The sequence below is a fragment of the Runella sp. genome (genome assembly GCF_027484545.1).
Lineage (GTDB): Bacteria > Bacteroidota > Bacteroidia > Cytophagales > Spirosomataceae > Runella.
On record NZ_JAIXST010000158.1, the window covers coordinates 30,092 to 54,667 of the forward strand.

General features: G+C 42.3%; 16 protein-coding genes and 1 tRNA gene. 2 read left to right on the forward strand and 15 right to left on the reverse strand.

From position 1 onward, the window contains the following. The first annotated feature begins 3 nt into the window (after positions 1-3). A complete protein-coding gene (locus Q0081_RS14890) occupies positions 4-651 on the forward strand; it encodes a hypothetical protein (RefSeq protein WP_298354814.1) in 648 nt (215 codons plus the stop codon). 46 nt (positions 652-697) lie between these two features. On the opposite strand, the gene Q0081_RS14895 is transcribed toward Q0081_RS14890, so the two are convergent. After that, on the reverse strand, positions 698-1,912 hold the full coding sequence (locus Q0081_RS14895) for an acyl-CoA dehydrogenase family protein (protein ID WP_298354815.1): 1,215 nt from the start codon (positions 1,910-1,912) through the stop codon (positions 698-700). A 124-nt stretch (positions 1,913-2,036) separates the two neighbouring features. On the opposite strand from Q0081_RS14895, the gene Q0081_RS14900 reads away from it, so the two are divergent. After that, a complete protein-coding gene (locus tag Q0081_RS14900; protein ID WP_298354817.1) occupies positions 2,037-3,596 on the forward strand; it encodes an ATP-binding cassette domain-containing protein in 1,560 nt (519 codons plus the stop codon). Positions 3,597-3,623: 27 nt separating this feature from the next. Here Q0081_RS14900 and Q0081_RS14905 read toward each other — a convergent pair whose 3' ends face one another. The 14 genes from Q0081_RS14905 to Q0081_RS14970 all read right to left on the reverse strand — a co-directional run. Next, positions 3,624-4,601, reverse strand: a complete 978-nt coding sequence (locus Q0081_RS14905) for a DUF4249 domain-containing protein (RefSeq protein WP_298354819.1) — start codon at positions 4,599-4,601, stop codon at positions 3,624-3,626. Then, a complete protein-coding gene (locus tag Q0081_RS14910) occupies positions 4,601-6,961 on the reverse strand; it encodes a TonB-dependent receptor (RefSeq protein WP_298354821.1) in 2,361 nt (786 codons plus the stop codon). Before Q0081_RS14910 ends, Q0081_RS14905 begins: the two co-directional genes overlap by 1 nt. 278 nt (positions 6,962-7,239) lie before the next feature. Continuing rightward, complete coding sequence (locus tag Q0081_RS14915; RefSeq protein WP_298354823.1) at positions 7,240-9,534, reverse strand: glycoside hydrolase family 20 protein; 2,295 nt, start codon at positions 9,532-9,534, stop codon at positions 7,240-7,242. A 134-nt stretch (positions 9,535-9,668) separates the two neighbouring features. Then, positions 9,669-14,000 carry a DNA-directed RNA polymerase subunit beta' gene (rpoC, locus tag Q0081_RS14920; protein ID WP_298354825.1) on the reverse strand — a complete coding sequence of 1,444 codons (4,332 nt, stop codon included), beginning with the start codon at positions 13,998-14,000 and terminating at the stop codon, positions 9,669-9,671. A 106-nt stretch (positions 14,001-14,106) separates the two neighbouring features. Further along, a complete protein-coding gene (gene rpoB, locus Q0081_RS14925) occupies positions 14,107-17,964 on the reverse strand; it encodes a DNA-directed RNA polymerase subunit beta (protein WP_298354827.1) in 3,858 nt (1,285 codons plus the stop codon). 313 nt (positions 17,965-18,277) lie between these two features. Further along, the gene (rplL, locus tag Q0081_RS14930) at positions 18,278-18,658 is read right to left on the reverse strand and encodes a 50S ribosomal protein L7/L12 (RefSeq protein WP_298354830.1); all 381 of its coding nucleotides are present in this window, start codon (positions 18,656-18,658) and stop codon (positions 18,278-18,280) included. A gap of 116 nt (positions 18,659-18,774) precedes the next feature. Continuing rightward, complete coding sequence (gene rplJ, locus Q0081_RS14935; RefSeq protein ID WP_298354833.1) at positions 18,775-19,308, reverse strand: 50S ribosomal protein L10; 534 nt, start codon at positions 19,306-19,308, stop codon at positions 18,775-18,777. A gap of 2 nt (positions 19,309-19,310) precedes the next feature. Beyond that, the gene (rplA, locus tag Q0081_RS14940) at positions 19,311-20,009 is read right to left on the reverse strand and encodes a 50S ribosomal protein L1 (RefSeq protein ID WP_298354835.1); all 699 of its coding nucleotides are present in this window, start codon (positions 20,007-20,009) and stop codon (positions 19,311-19,313) included. A gap of 31 nt (positions 20,010-20,040) precedes the next feature. Further along, positions 20,041-20,484, reverse strand: a complete 444-nt coding sequence (rplK, locus tag Q0081_RS14945) for a 50S ribosomal protein L11 (protein ID WP_298354837.1) — start codon at positions 20,482-20,484, stop codon at positions 20,041-20,043. Between the two features lie 99 nt (positions 20,485-20,583). Continuing rightward, entirely contained in the window at positions 20,584-21,138 is a 555-nt protein-coding gene (nusG, locus tag Q0081_RS14950) for a transcription termination/antitermination protein NusG (RefSeq protein WP_298354839.1), read from the reverse strand. 37 nt (positions 21,139-21,175) lie between these two features. Beyond that, on the reverse strand, positions 21,176-21,367 hold the full coding sequence (secE, locus tag Q0081_RS14955; RefSeq protein ID WP_298354841.1) for a preprotein translocase subunit SecE: 192 nt from the start codon (positions 21,365-21,367) through the stop codon (positions 21,176-21,178). A gap of 15 nt (positions 21,368-21,382) precedes the next feature. After that, positions 21,383-21,453: transfer RNA gene (locus tag Q0081_RS14960), tRNA-Trp, on the reverse strand. A gap of 73 nt (positions 21,454-21,526) precedes the next feature. After that, positions 21,527-22,735: a TCR/Tet family MFS transporter gene (locus Q0081_RS14965; RefSeq protein ID WP_298354843.1), complete on the reverse strand. Its 1,209-nt coding sequence runs from the start codon at positions 22,733-22,735 to the stop codon at positions 21,527-21,529. A gap of 36 nt (positions 22,736-22,771) precedes the next feature. Continuing rightward, a partial coding sequence (locus Q0081_RS14970; protein WP_298354845.1) for a 7TM diverse intracellular signaling domain-containing protein occupies positions 22,772-24,576 on the reverse strand: 1,805 nt, incomplete at its 5' end.

Sequence of the window (24,576 nt, forward strand, 5' to 3'; positions counted from 1 at the left end):
TCAATGAACCTCAAACGCTGCACTTTTGCTTTACTACTTTCTTTATGTATTTCATGCGCCGCCAACGAAAGTAAATCAGCTACATCCGAAACCCAATCATCAACGGACTCTACTTCTCAGCTTGCTGTAAAAGAACCTACGGGAGAATTGTCCGCTACCGACGACGGCATCAAGGAGATGGGAATCCTGAAAGAAGTGGAAGATTCAGGCTACCCGATTGCAACTTTAACTATCGAATTTCCCGAACGAAAGTTTCAGGAATACTTTACTATCAATTTTGAAGAGACCAAAGGAGCCGATTTACAAACCATCCGTAAGTGGGTAGGTCGATACGTATCCTTTACTTATAACAGCGACCTTACCAATGCCCTCCTCGATGTACAGGTTGACGGCAAATCGTTGGTAAGTGAGGAAAAAATCGAACTAAGTGCCGATGCAAAAAAAGTAACGGGAATATTAAAAGGAGCCGACGAAGAAACTCCTGGCGATTTGCCCGGTAAGGTAACGATTACCACAAGCGATGACACGGTTCTTAGTTTTCCTTTCTTTGTTACCAAAGAAATGGTAGAAGCCAACGGAAAATCCGTAACGGGTTTTTATGAAGAAAGAACTCAAAATACGATTACAGCTATCAAATTATTACCCAAGTAATAATCTACAAACAGAAAGAGCGAGGTTGGACCTCGCTCTTTCTGTTTTATTTCTTCCTCGTATTCAATCCATATCCTTTTAGAATCCCCCGCGCCAGCGCTGTTTTATGAACTTCGTCGGCTCCGTCGTAGATGCGGGCAGCACGTTCGTGGGAGTACCAATACGAAAGCAAAATATCATTGGTCATACCCAAGGCACCGTGGGTCTGAATAGAGCGGTCAATGACGCGCAACATCATATTAGCCGTAAAGAACTTAACCATCGAAATCTCGTCACGTACCGCAGAAGCGCCTTGCTCGTCAATGTGTTTGGCAGTACGCAACACCAACAATCGGGCAGCATCAATTTCGGCTCTGCTTTCGGCAATAAATCCTTGAATAAACTGCTTTTCACCCAACATCACCCCTTCTTCCATTTCGCGGTTTGCTGCATAGCGACACATCAAATCGAAGCTCCGTTCGGCAATGCCAATAAAACGCATACAATGGTGAATCCGTCCGGGACCGAGGCGCTCTTGGGCCAACAAAAAACCGGCTCCTTCCGCACCAATTAAATTGGCTTGAGGTACCCGCACATTTTCGTACAACATTTCAGCGTGGCTCGCCCAACTGTCACCTGCGTGACCCATAATCGGAATATTACGGACCAATTTTACACCGGGCGTATCCATCGGCACCAAAATCTGACTTGCTCGTTTGTGCGGGGCCGCATCGGGGTTAGTAACAGCCATCACCACCGCAAAAGCAGATCCATCGGCACTGCTGGTAAACCATTTATGCCCATTGATAACGTAATCATCGCCGTCTTTTACCGCCATTGTTCCCATTCGGGTAGGGTTTGATCCCGCAAATTCAGGCTCAGTCATGCTGAAACAACTCCGGATTTCGCCATTCATCAGCGGATTTAAATAGCGGTCTTTGAGGTGCTTAGGCGCGTATTTGTGCATCAACTCCGTATTGCCAATGTCAGGAGCCTGCGTATTAAACACAAAATGTCCGTAGGGTGAGCTTGCCAACACTTCGCTGATTTGTCCAAATTCGCAAAGAGTAAGGTTTAATCCACCATCTTCTTCGGGCAAGTGCAAACCCCACAAGCCTGCTTTTTTGACCAGTTGCCGTTTTTGCTGTAAAATAGGCTCTACATGAGAAAAATCGTGCGCCAAGTATTCGGGCATTTCGAGCGGATGCAGTTCTGTTTCAATAAAAGCCTGAATTTGAGGCAACAGCGTCTTGATGCGCTCAGTTACAAATAGAGATTCCATGGATTTGGGAAGAGGTTTTGTTCTGCATGCAGAATAGTTCGCGGCAAAAATAGCTATTTCTTAGTCGTTTCAATAGGACGAAATCAACTATTTGCCCTAATTTTAAACCAATTTTTGTCATTTTATGCTTTCTCTTCAAAACGCCTTCATTCGTCGTTACGACACCGTTGTACTTTCTGACTTAAACCTACACATCCAAACGGGCGAACAGTGGGCCATTGTAGGCGAAAACGGCAGTGGAAAATCCACCATATTGGAAGTATTAGCAGGAAAATGGCCCGTTTGGCGCGGTAAACTCACGCATGATTACGGCGACGTTTTACTTTCAAAAGTGGCAGAATTAGTACCTTCTGACTATTCTTTCAATCGCATTATAAAATCAGCAGCACAATATTACCAACAACGTTTCCACAGTTTTGAAGCGGAAATTGCTCCGTCGGTCAGAGAAGTATTGACCAATCAACTCAAACCCGTCGGTACTGTTGACGCACATTCAGTGACACTGCTACCCAGCGGTATCAGCGAAGAAGAGCTATTGACTATCAGCCAACTCCTTTCCATCGACCATCTCCTAAACCGACATTTTGTGACGCTTTCCAACGGTGAAACTCGACGGATGTTGTTGGCGAGGTCATTGCTCAAAAAGCCAAAGCTATTGTTATTAGACAATCCTTTTTCTGGCTTAGATGTACACTCGCGCGAGGTATTGCGTGAAGCACTTATACATCTTAAAGAAGAAGGCATTTCAGTTATTTTCGTAACATCTTCGGTGGAAATACCGGATAGTGTGACACATGTGTTGGAGCTAAAAGGAGGGAATATTGTAGCTACGAGGCAAAATAAGGTTTCGGGTTACCAATCTGAAACATCGCTTAAACCTGATACATTCGCTGAGAATAGACCCTTTCAGGGTGACAAAAGAATGACTACCGTGCCCGCTGTTTCGGATTTGCAATCCGAAACAAAGCTGAAGATGGATTTGCAATCCATCCACTCCAATAACTTTACATTTGCCGTCAATCTCCGAAATATCAACGTAAGTTACGGAGGAAAAAAAGTATTGGATACTATTAACTGGCAAGTCAAAAAGGGCGAAAAATGGGCTTTGGTTGGCCCTAATGGGTCAGGGAAGTCTACTTTATTGAGTATTCTCACCGCCGACAATCCTCAGCGTTTTGCCAACGATTACGACCTTTTTGATATAAAGCGCGGCGGTGCTTCGATGTGGGACGTCAAAAGCAAAATAGGACACGTTTCGCCTGAATTACACCTGTATTTTCCCCAAGAAACCACCGTGTTCAAAACCATTGCTTCGGGCTTTTTTGATGCTACCGGAGTTTATTTCAGAAAATTGACGGAAGAACAAATCCAACAAACCAACGTGGTAGCCGAGTGGCTGAATGTGAGCGCTTTGCTTGAAAAACCGTTTAAAAATCTCTCCAAAGGTCAACAGCGATTGGTGTTATTGGCGCGGGCATTGGTTAAAAATCCACCTTTGCTAATTCTGGATGAACCGTGTCAGGGATTGGATTTTGCCGCTGTAGAGCATTTTAAGCAAGTTGTAGATACGGTATGTGATTCCCGGGAGAGAACACTCATTTATGTTTCTCACTACCACTATGAAATCCCAAGTTGTGTCACTCAAACGTTGCGCCTGGCCGATGGGAAAATTGTCTCCCCATAAAACCAAGAGGTGACAATTCTTTCCTGTTTATCCATTTTTTGGTTTTGCTTTTTTGGCATCAATGACGGTTTGAAACGTACTTACGCCCGCTGCTCCAAAATAACCTAAGGGTTTACGTCCGTTTGCATTCGCATTTTTTACATTCGTAATGATGTTTGAGGGTGCCGTTGCAAAAATTCCGCCATTGGTAGATTCAATTCTCGCTTGGTTTATAAAGTAATAACCTTCCAATGATAGGCTATATAATTCTACCTTGATTGTGTCTTTTTCGGCCAGAAAGTCGTTGAAAGGCACGATTGACTGTCGAATTGGCAAAATAAAGATTAGACCGTCGCTGTTAGCTCCGGCACTGAATGCACCGTCGAAAGCGGTTGATATCTCACTCGCTTTGTCGTAGTACTTTCCATTTTTATAGGATTTTACCCAATAACAATCTCCCACGCCTATGGGATCGCGAGCAAAAAACTCCGGTTTGTAACCATCTTTAGGTGAACCATCGGTGGGTGCTACGGGAAGTTTATCAAAAAAGTACGTAAGTGAATCAATTTTGGGTACACGATTAAGTTTACTTACCGCGCTGTATTCTTCAGTTCCCAACTTGATACGCAAGGTGTAAGTCCCGCCAATACGTCCGATTGTATCACGCGCCGAAGAAGGCTGCCATACATAACTGCCGTTGTTTTTCAGGTCCTTAAACGAAAAAACCTTCCCTTTTTCATCGGTTACTGTAACGGTGGCATTAAGAGCAGGTTTGGCAGGCGTGTTATCAAAATAAGGCGCCGATTGTGTCAGACGGATAGTTTGGTCGGCGATTTGATTGGTAACCCAACCTTCCACCACCAATTGCGACTCGCCCGAATTAATATTCAAATCTACTACGTCTTCGCAGCTTGAGAGTAGTACAATAGCCCCCAGCCCCAATGGGGTGCTTTTTAACAGATATTTAAAAAGATTGGCCAATACAGTATTGATTGTTTTCATGGCATTCGTAGTCAGCTGTTTCATTAGAATTTAAAATTATAAGTAACGGCAGGAATCACCGAGCCAATTACGGCATAGCGTACGGCTTCTGTTTTGAGGTTATTATCTTCATTTTGGCGCACATACATGGAGAAAGGATTGCGACGGTTGTAGGCGTTATACACACTGAATACCCATTCGCCTTGTCCAATACCAAATAGTTTTTTCTTCGATTTCAGTGTGGCGCCGAGGTCTAAGCGATGATAAGCAGGAATCCGAGCTGCATTACGACTGTCGTTGACGTTTTGGGGCAAGGCCAATCCTCCCCATTCAAAGCGGTTAGTCGGGAAGGTGGCAGGCGTGCCCGTGTTGAAGGCAAAATTGGAAGAGAAACTCCAGCGCTCATTGAGTTGATACAAGGCTACTACGGACAGATTGTGGGTTTTGTCAAAACGGGCAGGAAACCAACCACCGTTGTTGATGCCTTCAATTTTACGTTCAGTACGGGCCAAGGTATAACTAAACCAACCTGTCAATTTTCCTTTGTTTTTCTTCACATAAAATTCCGTTCCGTAAGCCCGTCCGTTTCCAAAAAGCAAGTCTCCCTCAAAGTATTTGTTCAATAACAAGTCTGAATTTCTGACGTAATCAATCTGATTTTGAAGCTTTTTATAATAAACCTCTACCGACGCTTCGTAGGTATTGTCCTGAAAATTTTGGAACCAACCTAAGGCTACTTGGTCAGCCAATTGGGGTTTGATAATCTTTGAACTCAATGTCCACACATCCAATGGAGAACTTGCCGCCGTATTTGACAATAAATGCAAATATTGGGCCGTACGGTTATAACTTGCTTTGATAGAAGTGGAAGGCGATACTTCAATTTTGGCTGAGAAACGCGGCTCCCAATTTCCATATTGGTTAATTACTTCGTTTTTCCCGTAACGTTTTTCAGAAATCGGGTATTTGCGTTCGCCTACGGCAATCTCCTGAAATTCAAAAACCTCACCCGAACCTAAATTCCGAAAATAAGAATATCGAATCCCGTATTGGAGAGACAGCCATTTATTTATTTTCTGATCATTGCCAATGTATAAGGCTGATTCGTCGGCATAACGTGCCTCAATACTGATATTTCGCTCTTCACCGCTGGAAATCGCTAAAGCTGTTCCGGGTTTTGAGTCATAATGCAGGTACTGCCCTCCAAAAGTAATGGTATTGTTAGGAGTCAGATAGTAGGTAAAGTCAGGCTTAAAACTCTTGGTTTTGATACTCGAATTCCATTTGAACTTGTCTCCCGTTTTGCTTTCATTGTTACGATCTGATTCCAACCCATAATCATAGTTAGAATAAAATGCCGTCGCATTCATGAACAACTTATTGTTAAAAATGTGGTTCCAACGAGCCGTAGCCGTTTGATTTCCCCAATCGAAGCCAAAATCTGCCCCAAACACATCGCGCCCAAAATAGCCCGAAGCATAGACTGTGTTTTTATCGTTGATGCGGTAATTGGCTTTAGCTGTAAAATCGTAAAAATTAAAACGGGAGTTTTTTAAATCACTGTTTAGAAAGGGTTTGGCCAACACATCAATGTACGACCGCCTCCCAGCCACAATGAAGGAGCCTTTTCCTTTGGCAAAGGGTTGCTCGTAGCTTAATCGTGAAAAGATACTGCCGATTCCACCGTTGATTTCGCGGGTTTTGGAATTCCCTTCTTTGAGTCGTACATCCAAAATAGAAGAAATGCGTCCGCCATATTGGGCAGGAATACCGCCTTTTATCAGCTTTACATCTTTAACCGCATCGGGATTAAAAACCGAGAAAAAGCCGAATAAGTGGGAAGAATTATAAACGGGAGCTTCATCAAGAAGCACTAAATTTTGGTCAATATTACCGCCGCGCACGTTAAATCCGCTGGCCCCCTCCCCTACACTTGTTACGCCCGGCAACAATTGAATACTCCGTACCAAATCAACTTCTCCCAACAATGCCGGCATTTGTCGGATGGTTTTCATCTCGACCTTGTTGACCGACATCTCAATGTTTTTTACATTTTCGTCTTCTTTGGCTGTCCTGATGATTACTTCCTGCAATTTCAAACTTTCGTCTTTCAATTCGATATTGAGTTTTAAATCGGCAGTAAGCTCTATCCTTTTCTCAATTTTTTCATAACCAAGGTAGTTGAATACAAGCGTATAGGTGTTGCCGGTAGTAAGATTAAGGGCATAATATCCATAGTCGTTGGAAACAGTACCGTTACTGATTTCACGGACATATACGGAGACTCCGATGAGGGTTTCCCCGTTGGAAGCATCCTTAATGTAACCACTAATGGTCTTTTTTTCTTGGCCATACCCTCGCGTAAATACCAAAAGCAATAAAAGGAGTGATAAGCATTGTCTCATAGCTGAAAATGGTTACTGATTGTTCACTGAATGACATTCTAAATCTGCGTTTCCCCTACGGAGCCACAAAACTTAGCATAGCGTTTGTACTTTTTTTATATAAAACGCTGTAAACCTACTTGTTTGTTTCAAAAAATAAGATAAAATTGGGATGAAGTGCCAAAAAAATGGCGTAAAAGGGAATTATAAAGGTATAACTGTAATCAAAAAGCAAATCATAAATATAAAAGGGTTGCCTCAATAAGCGAGGCAACCCTTTTATGTATTTACCATTTTTATTAATCTACCACCACTTCATCCATTGCGATTGTTATAGTTTGACCAGACGGGCTTTTTCCTGCGTTTTTGGCACGTACACGTATGTATCGGGCGCGAGCCGTCTTAAAGTCGGCTACCACGGGTAAAATCTGCCAAGGTCCCTCCAATTGGTAATTTACGGGCTGCGCAATCGCATCTTTAAAGTTTTCTCCATCCCGCGATAGGCCAATTTCTACCGAAGTTGGCGGAAATACATTGCTCATGATGATTTTTAAAAAGTTGGCTGACACTTTCGTTACAGGTTTCACTTCTCCCAAATCTATCGTAATTTCAAAATCTTTACCCGACATCCAAACCCATTCAGCACTGTTTCGGGGACTTTGCGCCACCTGACCATCGGTAAGTTTCTTTCTGTCAGCATCTACGCCTTCTGCGGGCGCGTTGGCGTAGGTATAAGATTTGCCTTTAGCACGGTGTATAAAGAATTTCTCCTCAAACCTTGCTCCCGCCGTTGTAATGGCTTTAATCGTTGTGATTTTATCCAATGTAATCGGCATCACATACTCCGTTGAACTCGTGGATGGCTCTTTTCCATCAAGCGTATAATAAATTTTACTGTCTGAGTCCAGTTTTTCCAGTCGTACCTGCAATTGTCCCTGATTGTTGAACTGCGTTACGGCTTTTACATCTAAAATCCGCTTGGAATAATTGACTTTCAGATAATCCATTCGCTTTACATGCTCTTTCAGGCGCGTCGCAAAATCTTCAAAATTCTTTCCTCCCGAAGGTACCCAAGCCACTTCAGCTATAGCCGTTGCCCTTGGAAAAGTCATATATTCTACCTGTTGGGGAGTAGGCATATATTCAGTCCAAACATTCCCCTGAACACCCAAAATATACTTTTGTTCTTCAGGCGAAAACTCAGCGGAAGGGTCATATTCATAGACTTTTTCAATAGGCAAATAGCCGCCAATGGCTAAAGGTTCTTTTGCAGGATTGGCCTGATAATAATCCAAATAGTAATAGGTATTTGGCGTCATAATGACGTTGTGTTTTTGCTTGGCCGCCTCAATCCCCCCTTTTATTCCTCGCCAACTCATCACTGTGGCATTGGGAGCCACTCCACCTTCCAAAATCTCATCCCAACCGATAATGGCACGTCCTTTTGAGTTTACAAACTTTTCAATACGCTTAATGAAGTAACTTTGTAGTTCGTGCTCATCCTTAAGATTCAGTTTTTTAATCAATTCCTGACAAAAAGCACTCTTTTGCCACGCATCTTTTGGACACTCATCACCCCCGATATGAATGTATTTACCGGGAAATAAAGGGATTACTTCCGTAAGAACATCTTGCAAAAACGTAAAGGTTTGTTCGGTGGGACAGAAAACATCAGTCATTACCCCCCATTTGGTCGCTACCTCGTATTTCTTAGTCGGTTCGCAACCTAACTCAGGATATGCAGCCAACGCTGCCGAGGCATGACCGGGCATTTCAATTTCGGGAATAATGGTCACGTATTTTGCCTGTGCATACTTCACAATATCTTTAATCTCGGCTTGGGTATAAAAACCGCCAATTTCTTTTCCGTCAAATTTCTGCGGATAATTCTCTGAATATTGTCCTACCAACGTTTCCTTACGTTTTGAGCCTATTTGCGTCAACTTAGGGTATTTCTTGATTTCAATGCGCCATCCTTGGTCATCTGTCAGGTGCCAATGCAAAACATTCATTTTGTGAACTGCCAGCAAGTCAATGTACTTTTTGATAAACGAAACGGGCATAAAATACCGGCCAACATCCAGCATCAACCCCCGATGAACGAAACGCGGCTTGTCCTGAATTTGGCAAACGGGCATTGCCCACGTTATATTTTCAACGGGAGTAGGGCTGAATACGGCCGTTGGCAATAGCTGAAAAATGGTTTGCATCCCATAAAAAGCCCCTTGAGGAGTGGCTGTTTCCAAAATCACTCGGTCTGCACTAACGAGAAGTTTATATCCTTCCGAACCTAAGCCCAATGCTTTATTTTGACGAATATAAATGACATTTTTGGCCGTAGGCGTAGCGGTAGACGCGATGGGCAAAGTAAGCTTAGAAGCCGTTTTAAGAGCATTAATCAGGCTTTGAGCAATGGGTTTTAGTCCAGCATCTTTAGCAGTTACAATGATTTTGGTCTGAGGGTTTACTACAAACTGCCCCTCACCGCCATTAAACTGGGCAGGAAAAGGAATAAGGTTGTAAACATTGTCTTGGGCTTGGAGAAGTGTAAGGTGCAGCGTACAAAGTGTAAAGAAGAAAGCTAATTTTTTCATGCGTATGTTAAATCGTTTGAGAAACAAAGGAACTAAAAAACGGCAGGAATTGAAAAAATAGTGTGTAATCGGCTAAAAACAAAAACGCCCCAACAGGAGTCGGGGCGTTTTTTATGTATAATCAGGGAAACCTATTAATTTGCTAATTCGCGTTTGCCACGGCGAGAACCGCTGCGCTCACGTGCTTCAGTTACCGTTTCAAGTTCTTCTTTTGAACCGATAATAAGTTTCTGGAAACGACGTGCTCCCGTACCTGCCGGAATCAAGTGACCTACAATCACGTTTTCCTTCAAGCCTTCGAGTGTATCGCGTTTTCCGCGTACGGCTGCTTCGCTCAATACCTTGGTCGTTTCCTGGAACGAGGCTGCTGAGATAAAGCTTTCGGTACCCAGAGAAGCCTGAGTGATACCCATTAACGTTGGTTGAGCAACGGCGGGTTTCGCATCACGAGCTGTTACCAAACGTTGGTCACGGCGTTTCAGGGTCGAATTTTCGTCACGCAAACGACGTGCAGAAATCAACATACCCGGTTTAAACGTTTCTGAATCACCGGAATCTTCTACCACTTTCATGTCGAGTACACGGTCATTTTCTTCGCGGAACGTCCATTTATCTACCGGTTGCATTTCCAAGAAGATAGTGTCACCCGGATCCATGATTTCAACTTTCTGCATCATTTGGCGTACAATACACTCAATGTGCTTATCATTGATTTTCACCCCTTGCAGACGATATACCTCTTGAATCTCATTTACCAAATATTCCTGTACGGCGGTTGGTCCTTTGATTGACAGGATGTCGCTTGGTGTAATCGCTCCGTCTGACAGTGGCTCACCTGCTTTCACATAGTCACCATCCTGCACCAAAATATGTTTTGACAAAGGCACAAGATATTTTTTACGAGTACCGTCTTTCGATTCGATGTTGATTTCACGGTTACCGCGTTTAATCACCCCGTAAATAACAACTCCGTCAATTTCAGAAACTACCGCAGGGTTAGATGGGTTACGCGCCTCAAACAATTCCGTTACCCGAGGCAAACCTCCCGTAATATCACGGGTTTTACCCAAAGTTCGCGGAAGTTTTGCCAGAGCTTGCCCCGTTCTTACCGAAGCGCCATCTTTAATAACCAAGCGAGCCCCAACAGGAAGGTTATATATCTTCTCTTCGATATCCGTCAAAAGTGGGCTCTTACCTTTTATCAACATGCCCGGGTTTTTAGCACGGTCACGGCTTTCGATAATTACCATCTCTTGGAAACCGGATTGCTCGTCGATTTCCTCGCGGAACGTAATCCCTTCTTCGATGGCTTCATATTCTACAAAACCATTGAATTCTGATAAGATAACGGCGTTGTAAGGATCCCAGTTACAAAGTTCTTGTCCTTTGGTTACTCTATCTCCTTCTTTAACCAATAAAGTAGCCCCGTAAGGTACGTTGTTGACAATCAGTACTTGTCCGTTAGTTTCACTTACGATACGAATTTCACCCGAACGACCCATTACGATGGTTGCAGGATTTCCTTCATTGTCGGTTGAATCTACCGTACGCATATCTTCAAATTCAACTTTACCGTCAAATTTAGTTTTGATAGACGCTTCCTGCGCAATGTTCTGCGCTACCCCACCCACGTGGAAAGTACGAAGTGTCAACTGTGTACCTGGCTCACCGATTGACTGTGAGGCAATTACCCCGACAGCTTCTCCGTTTTCAGCCATCCGTCCCGAAGCTAAGTTACGTCCGTAGCATTTTGAACAAACACCACTGCGGGTTTCACAAGTCAATACCGAACGAATTTCAACAGTTTCGATGCTGGTTTCGTCAATTCTGGAAGCAATTTCTTCCGTAATTTCTGAACCAGAAGCTACGATTAATTCGCCGGTAAGCGGATCAAGAACGTCATGAACAGAAACACGTCCTAAGATACGTTCTGATAATGGTTCTACGATATCTTCATTGTCTTTCAACGCTGAGATTTCGATACCGCGCAATGTACCGCAGTCTTCTTCATTTACTACTACATCTTGGGCAACATCATGCAAACGACGAGTCAGGTAACCCGCATCCGCCGTTTTTAATGCTGTATCGGCCAAACCTTTACGAGCACCGTGGGTAGAGATAAAGTACTCCAATACGTCAAGACCTTCTTTAAAGTTTGACAAAATTGGGTTTTCAATGATTTCCCCTACTCCACCTGCCAAGTTTTTCTGTGGTTTCGCCATCAATCCACGCATACCACCCAACTGACGTACCTGCTCACGTGAACCGCGTGCACCAGAGTGCATCATCATATACACAGAGTTGAAGCCCTGTTGGTCATTTTCCAATTGCGTCAGGAGCGTATTGGCCAACTTGGTGTTGGTACGCGTCCAAACGTCAATGATTTGGTTATAGCGTTCGTTTTCAGTGATTAGACCCATCATAAAGTTCTCCATCACCCCTACCACTTCTTCTTTAGCGGTATCAATCAGTTGCCATTTTACATCCGGGATTTTAATATCTCCCAAACCAATGGACAACCCACCTTTAAAGGCTGTTTGGAAACCTAAATGCTTGATTTCATCCAAGAATTGTGCACAACGCGCATTGCCTGCAATCTTGAATACCTGCCCAATGATTTGCTGAAGTTTTTTCTTCGTCAACAATTCATTGATATATCCTACGATTTCGGGCACACATTGATTGAAAAGAATCCGACCAGCTACAGTATCAATCAATTTCTTTTCCAACGAACCGTCTTCGTTACGAACCGTAACGCGGCACTTGATTTGAGCATGTTTAGAAAGTTTGCCTTCGTTGATAGCGATGATTACTTCATCCGCTCCGTAGAAAGTCATTCCTTCACCAATAATTGGAATCTCAGGTGTTGATTTACGGCCTTTAGTTACGTAGTAAAGACCCAATACCATGTCTTGTGAAGGTACCGTAATTGGCGCACCGTTGGCCGGGTTAAGAATGTTGTGTGAAGAAAGCATCAACATAGACGCTTCCAAAACAGCTTCCTGTCCAAGAGGTACGTGTACCGCCATCTGGTCACCGTCAAAGTCAGCGTTGAAGGCCGTACAAACGAGCGGGTGCAATTGGATAGCTTTACCTTCAATCAATTTAGGCTGGAAAGCCTGAATACCCAAACGGTGCAAAGTTGGAGCGCGGTTGAGCAACACAGGGTGTCCTTTCAACACGTTTTCCAAAATATCCCAAACAACAGGGTCTTTACGGTCAACGATTTTCTTTGCTGATTTTACCGTTTTTACAATACCGCGCTCAATCAATTTACGAATGATAAACGGTTTGAATAACTCAGCGGCCATGTCTTTAGGAAGACCGCACTCGTGCAATTTGAGTTCAGGACCTACCACAATTACTGAACGACCTGAATAGTCAACGCGTTTTCCAAGCAAGTTTTGACGGAAACGTCCTTGTTTCCCTTTCAACATGTCTGAAAGTGATTTCAAGGCACGGTTACCTTCCGAACGAACAGCGTTTACTTTACGGCTATTATCAAACAACGAGTCAACAGCTTCCTGTAACATCCGTTTTTCGTTCCGTAAGATAACTTCCGGCGCTTTGATTTCAATCAAACGCTTCAAACGGTTGTTACGAATGATAACGCGACGATATAAATCATTTAAGTCAGAAGTTGCAAAACGACCGCCATCCAACGGCACCAATGGGCGCAATTCCGGTGGAATTACAGGCACCATCCGAATCACCATCCATTCAGGACGGTTTTCGATACGTGTATTTGCATCGCGAAGCGCTTCAACTACTTTCAAACGCTTCAATGCTTCCGCTTTCCGCTGTTGCGAAGTATCGTTGGCTGCATTGTGACGCAATTCATAAGACAGTTCGTCCAATTGAGTGCGTGACAACAACATTTCCAATCCATCCGCACCCATTTTTGCAATGAATTTGTTTGGATCGGTATCAGGCAACATTTGGTTTTCGCGGGGAAGTTTATCCACGATATCCAAATATTCGTCTTCGGTCAGGAAATCCATTTTACTGATTCCGTCTTCCGCTTTGACACCTGCCTGAACGACTACGTATCGTTCGTAGTAAATAATTTGATCTAATTTTTTGGTAGAAAGTCCCAACAGGTAGCCAATCTTGTTTGGCAAACTGCGGAAATACCAAATATGTGCTACGGGTACAACTAATTCAATGTGCCCCATGCGTTCACGGCGCACTTTTTTCTCAGTTACTTCAACACCGCAACGGTCGCAAATAATACCTTTATAACGAATGCGCTTGTATTTACCACAGTGACATTCCCAGTCTTTTACAGGCCCAAAGATGCGCTCGCAAAAGAGCCCGCCCATTTCAGGTTTGTAAGTCCGATAGTTGATTGTTTCGGGCTGGGTTACTTCGCCATAAGAGCTTTCCAATATGGACTCAGGCGATGCCAAGCTAATGGTAATCCGCGAAAAGTCACTATTGATTTTCTTGTTTTTCTTGAATGACATTTTCGATATGGTTTGTGTGATAATTACTTTTTAGTTACAGTTTTTAGTTTAAGGTTTACAGCCTGTGTTTTTAACTACAAACTGTAAACCATAGACTTTAAACTTATTAGTCCATCGTAATTTCCAATGCCAAACCTCTCAATTCGTGAATCAATACGTTGAATGATTCAGGAATATTTGGCTTCGGCAGGTTTTCACCTTTGACAATGGCTTCGTACGCTTTTGCACGTCCGATAACATCATCTGATTTCACTGTCAATATCTCTTGAAGAATGTGCGATGCACCGAATGCTTCCAATGCCCATACTTCCATTTCTCCAAAGCGCTGTCCACCAAATTGAGCTTTACCACCCAATGGTTGCTGTGTAATAAGAGAGTATGGCCCAATTGAACGTGCGTGCATTTTATCATCGACTAAGTGACCCAGCTTAAGCATGTACATGATACCTACTGTAACACTTTGATCAAATTTATCCCCCGACTGACCATCATAAAGGGGAGTACGTCCAAATTCCGGAATCCCTGCTTCGTTCAATTCAGAAACTACTTGATCTTCTGTAGCTCCGTCGAAAATAGGTGTCGCATACTTACGTCCCAATTTTTTACCAGCCCACGCTAAGATGGTTTCATAAATCTGGCCAATGTTCATCCGTGAAGGTACCCCCAATGGATTCAACACGATGTCCATCGGTGTACCATCCGCTAAGAATGGCATGTCTTCGTCACGAACGATTTTAGCAACTACCCCTTTGTTACCGTGACGACCCGCCATTTTATCACCTACTTTCAGCTTACGCTTCTTGGCAATATACACTTTGGCTAATTTCACGATACCGGCCGGTAATTCGTCACCCACTTCTAAGGTAAATCGGTCACGTTTAAAACGTCCAGAAATTTCGTTGCGGCGTTTTTGAAAGTTTTTAACCATCTCAAACAGCAACTTGTTCGTGGTTGGATCATCTGTCCATCCTTCAATAATTAAATCGCCGAGCAAGTTTACTTCTTCCGGAACTACATAACCACCTTCATCACGATAGGCGTTTTTGTCTGGGAAAATATTATTGATGATATTAACCCGGCTAAACTTCACACCTTTACTCATGATGTCTTCGCCAAATTTATGTTTTATGCCCGCCGTAGTTTTGCCTTCAAGAAGTTCAACCATTTTATCAATGACCACTTCTCGGTGTTTGGCTAACTCACGACCATAACTTTTCATCAATACTTTCAGCTCTTCCTTTTGTTTTACGCGTTCATCGCGTCCCGGACGAGAGAATAATTTGGTATCAACAATCACCCCTTTCATAGATGGAGGTGCTTTTCTGGAGGCATCTTTCACGTCACCCGCTTTGTCACCAAAGATGGCACGCAACAATTTTTCTTCCGGCGTTGGATCCGACTCACCTTTAGGAGTAATCTTACCAATCAGAATATCGCCTTCTTTTACATCAGTTCCTATTCTTACAATACCATTTTCGTCCAAATTCTTAACGGCTTCCTCGCTGACGTTTGGAATTTCAGCCGTTAATTCTTCTTCTCCGCGCTTAGTGTCACGTACTTCCAAATCATATTCTTCGATGTGAATAGACGTGAAAATATCATCACGTACTACCTTCTCAGAAATTACAATCGCATCCTCAAAGTTGTATCCCTGCCAAGGCATGAATGCCACAAGCAAGTTACGTCCCAATGCTAATTCACCGCCTTCTGTAGCATATCCTTCACTCAAAATCTCCCCTTTTTCTACCTTTTGGCCTTTGAGAACCATTGGCTTAAGGTTGATACAGGTATCTTGGTTGGTACGACGAAATTTAATCAAATCGTACGTCACAACATCACTGTCAAAACTTACCAATCGTTGTTCGTACGTCCGTTCGTAGCGAACCACAATCTTAGTTGCATCTACAAATTCAACCACTCCGTTTCCGACAGCAACAATTAAAGCACGTGAATCACGAGCAACACGCCCTTCTAATCCTGTACCCACAATTGGAGCTTGCGGACGAAGAAGCGGCACAGCCTGACGTTGCATGTTAGAACCCATCAAGGCACGGTTGGCGTCATCATGCTCCAAGAATGGAATCATAGAGGCTGCCACAGATACAATCTGATTGGCTGCAATATCCATCAATGAAACCTGTGAAGGGTCAACCATTGGGAAGTCACCTTCAAAACGGGTTTTAATTTTTTCAACCAAGAAGTTTCCGTCACCATCCACTGAAGCATTGGCTTGAGCAATGTATTTTGAATCCTCTTCCTCAGCAGTCAAATAAACGAGTTCATTGGTCAATTTACCGTTATCAATCACGCGGTAAGGCGTTTCAATAAAGCCCATGCTATTGGTTTTCGCATAGACACAAAGCGATGAAATCAAACCAATGTTTGGACCTTCTGGCGTTTCAATCGTACAAAGACGGCCGTAGTGCGTATAGTGAACGTCACGAACCTCAAAACCAGCACGTTCGCGGCTCAAACCACCAGGCCCCAGTGCCGACATACGGCGTTTGTGCGTAATCTCGGCCAAAGGATTAGTTTGGTCCATGAATTGCGACAACTGGTTCGTACCAAAGAATGAGTTAATTACCGACGATAAGGTACGGGCATTAATCAAATCAATGGGTTTAAAGTCTTCATTATCGCGAACGTTCATACGTTCTTTGATAGTACGAGACATACGTGCCAAACCGACTCCAAATTGAGCCCACAATTGCTCTCCTACTGTACGTACACGACGATTTGACAAGTGGTCAATATCATCGACGACAGCTTTGGCATTGATAAGACCAATTAAGTATTTTACAATGGAAACAATGTCTTGGGTTGTTAATACCTTTGTTGACATTGAAATATCCAACTGCAATTTCTTATTGACACGGTAGCGTCCTACATCCCCTAAGTCATAACGCTTATCCGAGAAAAACAGGCTTTGAATTACTTCGCGAGCCGTTTGTTCATCAGGTGCTTCTGCATTACGTAATTGGCGATAAATTTGCTCAACAGCCTCTTTTTCAGAGTTAGAGCTGTCTTTTTGCAACGTATTATATATGATATTATAATCGGCCATATTCATATCCTCACGGTGCAGAATAATAGATTTCTGTCCTGAGTCAAGAATTACATCCAAGTCATTGGCCGATACTACAGAGTCACGTTCAAGTAAGACTTCATTACGACTGATAGACACCACTTCACCAGTATCTTCGTCAACGAAATCTTCGGTCCAAGTACGGAGAACCCTCGCTGCTAAGCGACGGCCTACGGCTTTATTCAAGCTCGCTTTTGTAGCCGGAATTTCTTCTGAAAGTTCAAATAAATCTAAAATTTCCTTATCTGAACCAAAGCCGATTGCCCGTAACAGGGTAGTTACCGGAAATTTTTTCTTCCGATCAATGTAGGCATACATGACGTTATTTACGTCAGTAGAGAATTCAATCCAAGAACCTTTAAAAGGAATAATTCTTGCCGAATAGAGTTTTGTACCATTGGTGTGCTTGCTCATAGAGAAGAACACACCCGGCGAGCGGTGAAGTTGAGATACAATAACGCGTTCTGCTCCGTTGATAACGAAGGAACCTTTTTCCGTCATGTAAGGAATGGCACCCAGAAATACTTCTTGCTCAATCGTTTGAAAATCCTCATTATCTGCATCGTTACATTTCAGGCGCAATTTAGCCTTCAAAGGTACCGAATAGGTCAATCCCCGAGCAATACACTCATTGACAGTGTATTTTGGCGGATCAAGAGCATAGTCCACAAATTCGAGGACAAAATTTTCACGAGAGTCAGAAATAGGAAAGTTTTCTTGGAATACTTTATACAAGCCCTCTTTGTGGCGTTCTTCAGATGCAGTATCTAAATTAACGAAATCCCGATAAGAGCGAACTTGTACATCTAAGAAGTCCGGATAATCAATAACAGGCTTAATCCGGGCGAAATTTTTACGTGGAGTTTGTTTGGTTACCAAGGCTTTATAAGTTTTTGGTGGAATACGAACCAAGCGTCAATCTAATCAGATATAACGCAGGAACTCAAAAATTAGTTTACAAAAAACTTAGCTTGCCTCGTAGATTTATTGAATTTTAATCCCTTTGCATCGCTCCTACGAGTGGCGAAGTGTTTCAGATTAAACTCTTTGAGAAGGAGTCAGTAGGTACCCAGAAAATTAGAACGCCAGCACGACCAACAATGAACGGAGCTTTTAGCTCACTTAAAGCAGGAAAAGACCTGACGCTGGGTCAGGCCTGTTTCCGTAAGATTGGGATAAAGAAGCGCAGAAATTATTTAACTTCTACTTCAGCACCGGCTTCTTCCAATTGTTTTTTCAAAGCTTCTGCTTCATCTTTTGAAATTCCTTCTTTCAAAGGTTTTGGAGCTCCATCAACAAGTTCTTTTGCTTCTTTCAAGCCAAGACCTGTCAAATCTTTTACAAGTTTCACAACTTGAAGTTTAGCGGCTCCAGCTGCTTTCAAAATTACGTCGAAGGAAGTTTTTTCTTCAACTACAGGAGCTGCGTCGCCGCTTGCTGGGCCAGCTACTACTACTGCTGCTGCTGCTGCGGGTTCGATACCATACTCATCTTTCAAGATTGCAGCAAGTTCGTTTACTTCTTTTACAGTAAGGTTAACAAGTTGCTCTGCGAATGCTTTCAAATCTGCCATTTTTATTGAAAGTTAAAATTTGTTACGTGTTATGTTATGTATTTTATGAAAGTTTTGTCATCTGTTTAACCACTATTAATAGGATCATTATCAACAGATAACTTTGTCGGGAAGGATTATCCTTCGCGTTCCGACAAGGTTTTGAGAATACCAGCCAATTTGCCACCGCTGCTTTGCAATGCCGATACGACATTTTTGGCAGGAGATTGCAACAAACCAATGATTTCTCCGATTAATTCTTGCTTTGACTTCAAGGTCAAAAGCGTGTCAAGTTGATCGGCACCGATGAAAAGGCTATATTCTACCGAAGCACCTTTCAGCTTCAGTTTATCATTACCCGATTCTTTACGGAACTCTTTAATCAATTTGGCCGCAACTTTGCCTGACTCCGGATGAAACATAACTCCCGAAAATCCTTTCAAAACAGTATCGTTGAAAGAAGCATAATCGGTGTCTAATGTTTCAAGTGCTTTTGCGATCAGCGTGTTCTTTACAACGCGATACTCTATTCCTTGGTTAAAACATTTACGGCGGAGATTGTTGGTCTCGCCCACTGTCATGCCTGTAGCATCAACAATGTAGAAATAGGGTACTGCTTTGAACTTCTCGCTGAGTTCGTCTATGATAACGGCTTTTTCTTCGCGTGTCATAATTATATTCCTGCAATCGTGCTTTTATCAATGATTACACCTGGACTCATTGTACTCGACAGGTGTACGCTTTTTACGTAAGTACCTTTAGCCGAAGAAGGTTTGAGCTTCATCAAAGTAGCAATCAATTCTTGGGCGTTTTGGGCAATTTTATCAGAACCAAATGATACGCGGCCAATGCTGGTATGGATAATACCAAACTTATCAACCTTGAAATCAATTTTACCTGCTTTTACCTCTCTAACAGCCTTACCGACTTCCAATGTTACAGTACCAGATTTAGGGTTAGGCATCAGTCCGCGTGGCCCTAAAATTTTACCTAATTTACCGATTTTGGCCATTACAGTAGGCATAGTGATGATTACATCTACATCTGTCCAGCCCTGCTCGATTTTTTTGATAAACTCATCTAAACCTGCATAGTCTGCGCCGGCCTCTTTAGCCTCGGCTTCTTTATCAGGTGAACAAAGTACTAATACTCGTACTTCACGACCTGTACCGTGCGGTAAAGCCACCACTCCACGAACCATCTGATCCGCTTTGCGGGGGTCAACACCCAAACGAACATCTATATCTACCGAAGCATCAAACTTAGTATAAGAGATGTCTTTTAGAATTTCTGCTGCTTTCTCGAAGGAATACTCTATTTTAGTATCAAATTTCGATAAAGCCTCTTTTCTTTTTTTAGTCAACTTTGCCATTGTTCAAAATGTCTTTACGTCCGCTTCGTGATTAGTTGTCCCAAGGAGCTTTACCTGTAATTGTAATACCCATACTGCGTGCTGTACCGGCAATCATCTTCATTCCGGCTTCTACCGTAAAGCAGTTTAAATCAGGCATTTTGGTTTCTGCGATTACTTTCACCTGATCCCAATTTACTGATCCTACTTTTTTACGATTAGGCTCTGCCGAACCGAGTTTTACTTTAGCAGCCTCCAAAAGCATAATAGGTGCTGGTGGAGTTTTGATGACAAATTCAAACGATTTGTCTTTGTAGTATGTAATTACTACGGGCAATATCATCCCCATTTTGTCCTGCGTACGACCGTTAAATTGTTTGCAGAACTCCATGATATTCAAACCCTTCGAACCCAGTGCTGGTCCGATTGGGGGTGAAGGATTGGCTTGGCCACCTTTCACTTGCAGTTTGACGTAACCTACTACTTCTTTCGCCATCGTTTTAAAACGTTTAAGTTGGCGTTACCGGTTCTAACGTACGGCTGACAGACAAAGAGGAAGCGCTTCGTCTCGTACTCCCGGCAACATTTTGAAAAATCAGCTTTCTTTTTCTACTTGTGCGTAACCCAGCTCCACGGGCGTACTCCGCCCGAATATTTTCACAACGACATTCAATTTTTTCTTGTCGTCAAAAATTTCTTCTACAGTACCAATAAAACCACTGAAAGGACCGTCGATGATTTTAACACTTTCTCCTTTCATGAAGCTCATTTTTGGAGCCTCGACTTCCTCAACCGCATCTTCTACTTTACCCAAAATCCGATTAATTTCAGATTGCCGTAGGGGCACCGGTATTTTTGAGTTACCACTGGTATTACCCAAAAAACCCAATACTCCCGGCATTGTAGTAATTAAGTGATGTGTTTCTCCTTTTGTCAAATCCGCAGAAATGATGATATAACCTGGAAAAAAATTCTTTTCACGAATGCGCTTTTTACCATTGCGCATTTCGACGATTTTTTCGGTTGGAATCAATATCTCCGGAATGGACTCCTGTAGGCCTTGTCTGGTGATTTCATTCTCAAGATAAGTCTTAATTTTCTTCTCTTGACCAGACACAGCCCGGATAACGTACCAATTCAAATTGCTCATACCTGCTCAACTTTTTGGATAACCAGGACGAATGCCCTTAGAATGACTGATAGACAAAATTGAGAGCGTTCTCAAAGAGGAAGTCAATAAGACCTACCACCGCTGCAAAAATCAGCGAACCAAGCAGTACGAGTGTCGTACTGGATTGCAGGTCATTTAATTGGGGCCAAGTGACATTATGTCTTACCTCGTCCCAGGAGGCTTTTACAAATTCTACAAATGAGTTCATTTTGCGCAAAAGTTGCACGGGCACCAGGACTCGAACCCAGACCGAAGGTTTTGGAGACCTTAGTTCTACCTTTAAACTATGCCCGTGTATGTTACTTCCTAAAATCGGACTGCAAAAGTAGAGAAAAAAATATTTAATCGCAACTTTTTACGATTATTTTCATTTAAGAGATAATAATTGCCTTACCAGGACTAAACTAAGAATAGTTAAAATTCCTGCAAGCATAAAGGGTGCACCGGGAAATAAAAAAGGAGCCGAGGCATTTGTAAAATAAGAAAACAGCGACGTCATCATTACCGGACCTATAACAGCCGTTAAACTCATTAAGCTGGTAAGAGCGCCTCTTAGCTCTCCCTGCTCATTTGCAGGAACCTGATTAGCCATAATGGCTTGTAACGCCGGTGTGGCAATCCCTCCCAATGATGCTGCAATGGTAATCGCAAACATCATCCAACCTTGATTAGCAAAAGCATAAAGTAAAAAACTAATGGCGTAGAGTGATAGCCCCCAATAGATTGACTTTGTATTTCCTAATTTGGGGATGAGTGTTCGCGTTAATCCTCCTTGTACAATAGCCGCCATTAAACCTACAAAGGCGAGTGAATACCCTACCCATTTCTCATTCCACCCAAATTTTTCCATTGTAAAGTACGTCCAAGTGCTCTGAGTTGAGTAACCAGCAATGTAAATCAATGCTAAAGGTATAACTAAGCCAAAAATAACAGGATACTTTCTCAGATGCCGCAACGCACCTACAGGGTTAGCCCGCTTCCAGTCAAATTGGCGACGATTTTCGGGTTTAAGTGATTCCGGCAGTACAAAATACCCATAAATACAATTAAGTAAGCTCAATCCTGCAGACACAAAAAACGGTACATGAGCACCATACTGCCCTAACAATCCTCCAATCATGGGGCCAAGTATAAAACCCAATCCAAAAGCAGCCCCAATTAAACCAAAATTTTGAGCACGCTTTTCAGGTGGACTTACATCAGCAATATAAGCACCTGCCGTTGTAAAACTTGCGCCGAATATACCTGCAATTGTACGTGCCAAAAATAACCACCCTATGCTCGAAGCGAACGCAGTAAAAATATAGTCCAAACCAAAACCAACCAAAGACCCTAATAATATAGGGCGACGACCGTATTGGTCACTCAAACCACCCAAGATTGGTGAAAATACAAATTGCATTATTGAGTAAATAAACATCAACCATCCGCCATAAAGTGCCGCTTTTGAGAGGCCTTCTCCGGTTATATCTTGTATTAATCTCGGTATAACGGGAACAATTATGCCGATACCTGTTATGTCAATTAATAGCGTAATGAAGATAAAAATAAGTGCAGAGTTGCGTTTTTCAGCCATAAAAGGGATAATAATAGCACAAAAGTACGCAAATAATCAAGATAAAGGTACTTGTGCTGAAGCGTATGTGCCTTTATCAGTGGATTCAATTTGCCATTTACCCTTTAAAGAAGATATGCGATCTTGAATGTTTTTAAGGCCTTTACCTTCCTGCGCGTACTCCTGTATACCTTTCCCATTATCAAAAATTTCAAGATAGATGTTTGTGCCTTTACTGTAAAGTTTTAGGTGCGCTTCTGTAGCACTTGCATGTTTTATGATATTGTTAATAAGTTCAAGACAAATACTGTAGAGTTCAAATTCGGTCTGTCTTTCTAAACGTTCATTGAGGGTAATTTGAGCGTTAAAAGCGGTTTTGTTTGATCTATTAAGTTTCTCAATCAGTTTTTCCAAGCTTACTGACAGTCCATCTTTTTCAAGGTCTTCTGGCAGTAAGTTATGGCTAAGAAACCGTACACGTTGGTGAGCTTCATTCGTCATTTCCACTAAACTCTCATACACTTGCTGTTCCTTTTCGGTTAGTCCTTCAGGATTAAAAGACGACAAAGTCCAACGTATCGCAGACAGTGTTCCCCCTAACGAATCGTGTAAATCTGCCGCTACACGTTTACGTTCCAATTTCTGGCCACTAACAAGAGCCTCTGAGATTTCTTTATTTTGAGACTGTAATGCGTAGATGAGCTCCTTCTGCGTTTCTTCACGTTCTTCACGGGAACGGCGGTAATCATGGGCTAACGCCCAGGTAAAAAATACCATTTCAAGCATACTGCCAATGTGCATTGCATTAATTACAAAAATGCTGGGTTGCAAGTATCCCAATGTCCACAAAAGCACAATCATAATCCCCAAAAAATAGGCAACAGTACCAAAGAGATAATAAATAGCCGATGGATTACCTTTCTGGTAACTAACTATACAGGAACCGGAAATCAAACAAAAAAATATAACTATAAGTGTGCAGGAATAGACATTAGGACTGAGAGTATCAGGCCATACATAAATCCACGAACTAAGTAAGACGGATAAAATACCATCTATGATCAGTAACTTATATAAAAAAGGGGCGAGTTTTTTTAAACGAAGCGCATGAGCATAAAATAAAACACCTAAAACGTTACTCAAAGCTACTGCTATCACAATACTGTAACGGCTTATCCATTCACTGCTTGGCCAAACTAAATTATCAACAATTCCATAACCTCCTACAATAGCTACCAGTAAATAGCCTGTTAGAAACAATACATAGAGCAAAAAATTTCGTTCTTTGGTAACTAATAAAAATACCAACTGAACGATAATCATACAAATAACAAACCCTAAATGTGCGCTCCAAAACCACAGTTCATCCAAATATGTCTTATAAAAGTGGTGGGTTTCGGAAATTTTTAATTGAATTTTTTTTGCGTCCGTTGTAACCAAACGTACGTAAACTGTATAGGATGTATAGGCTGTAATTTCCAGTGGAATAGCACATTGATGTACTTGTATGTTCCGTTGATAGCTTGGTATAGCATCCTTAATTGATTTAGTTAAAATTTTACCCGATTCTTCATTGATTAAGAAAACAGTAAGTTCATCTACCATCGGATAGTCATTTTGCAAGACCCAATTAATTGGCTGATTTGTTTGTTTTTGAACTCGAAATCGAACCCAATAATCGGCATCGGCAAAACCAAAGTTTGGAGCGTGCTGTACAGTACTCTTAAAAGTCAGGGTAGTATCTTTATACTGAACTAAATTAGGTTTGCAATAAAGTGGGAGTATGATTTCGTTAGTATGGTATGGAATTAATCTTAGAAAAAGAACAATTAATGTTGTTAAAGGAGCTACAACAGAACACC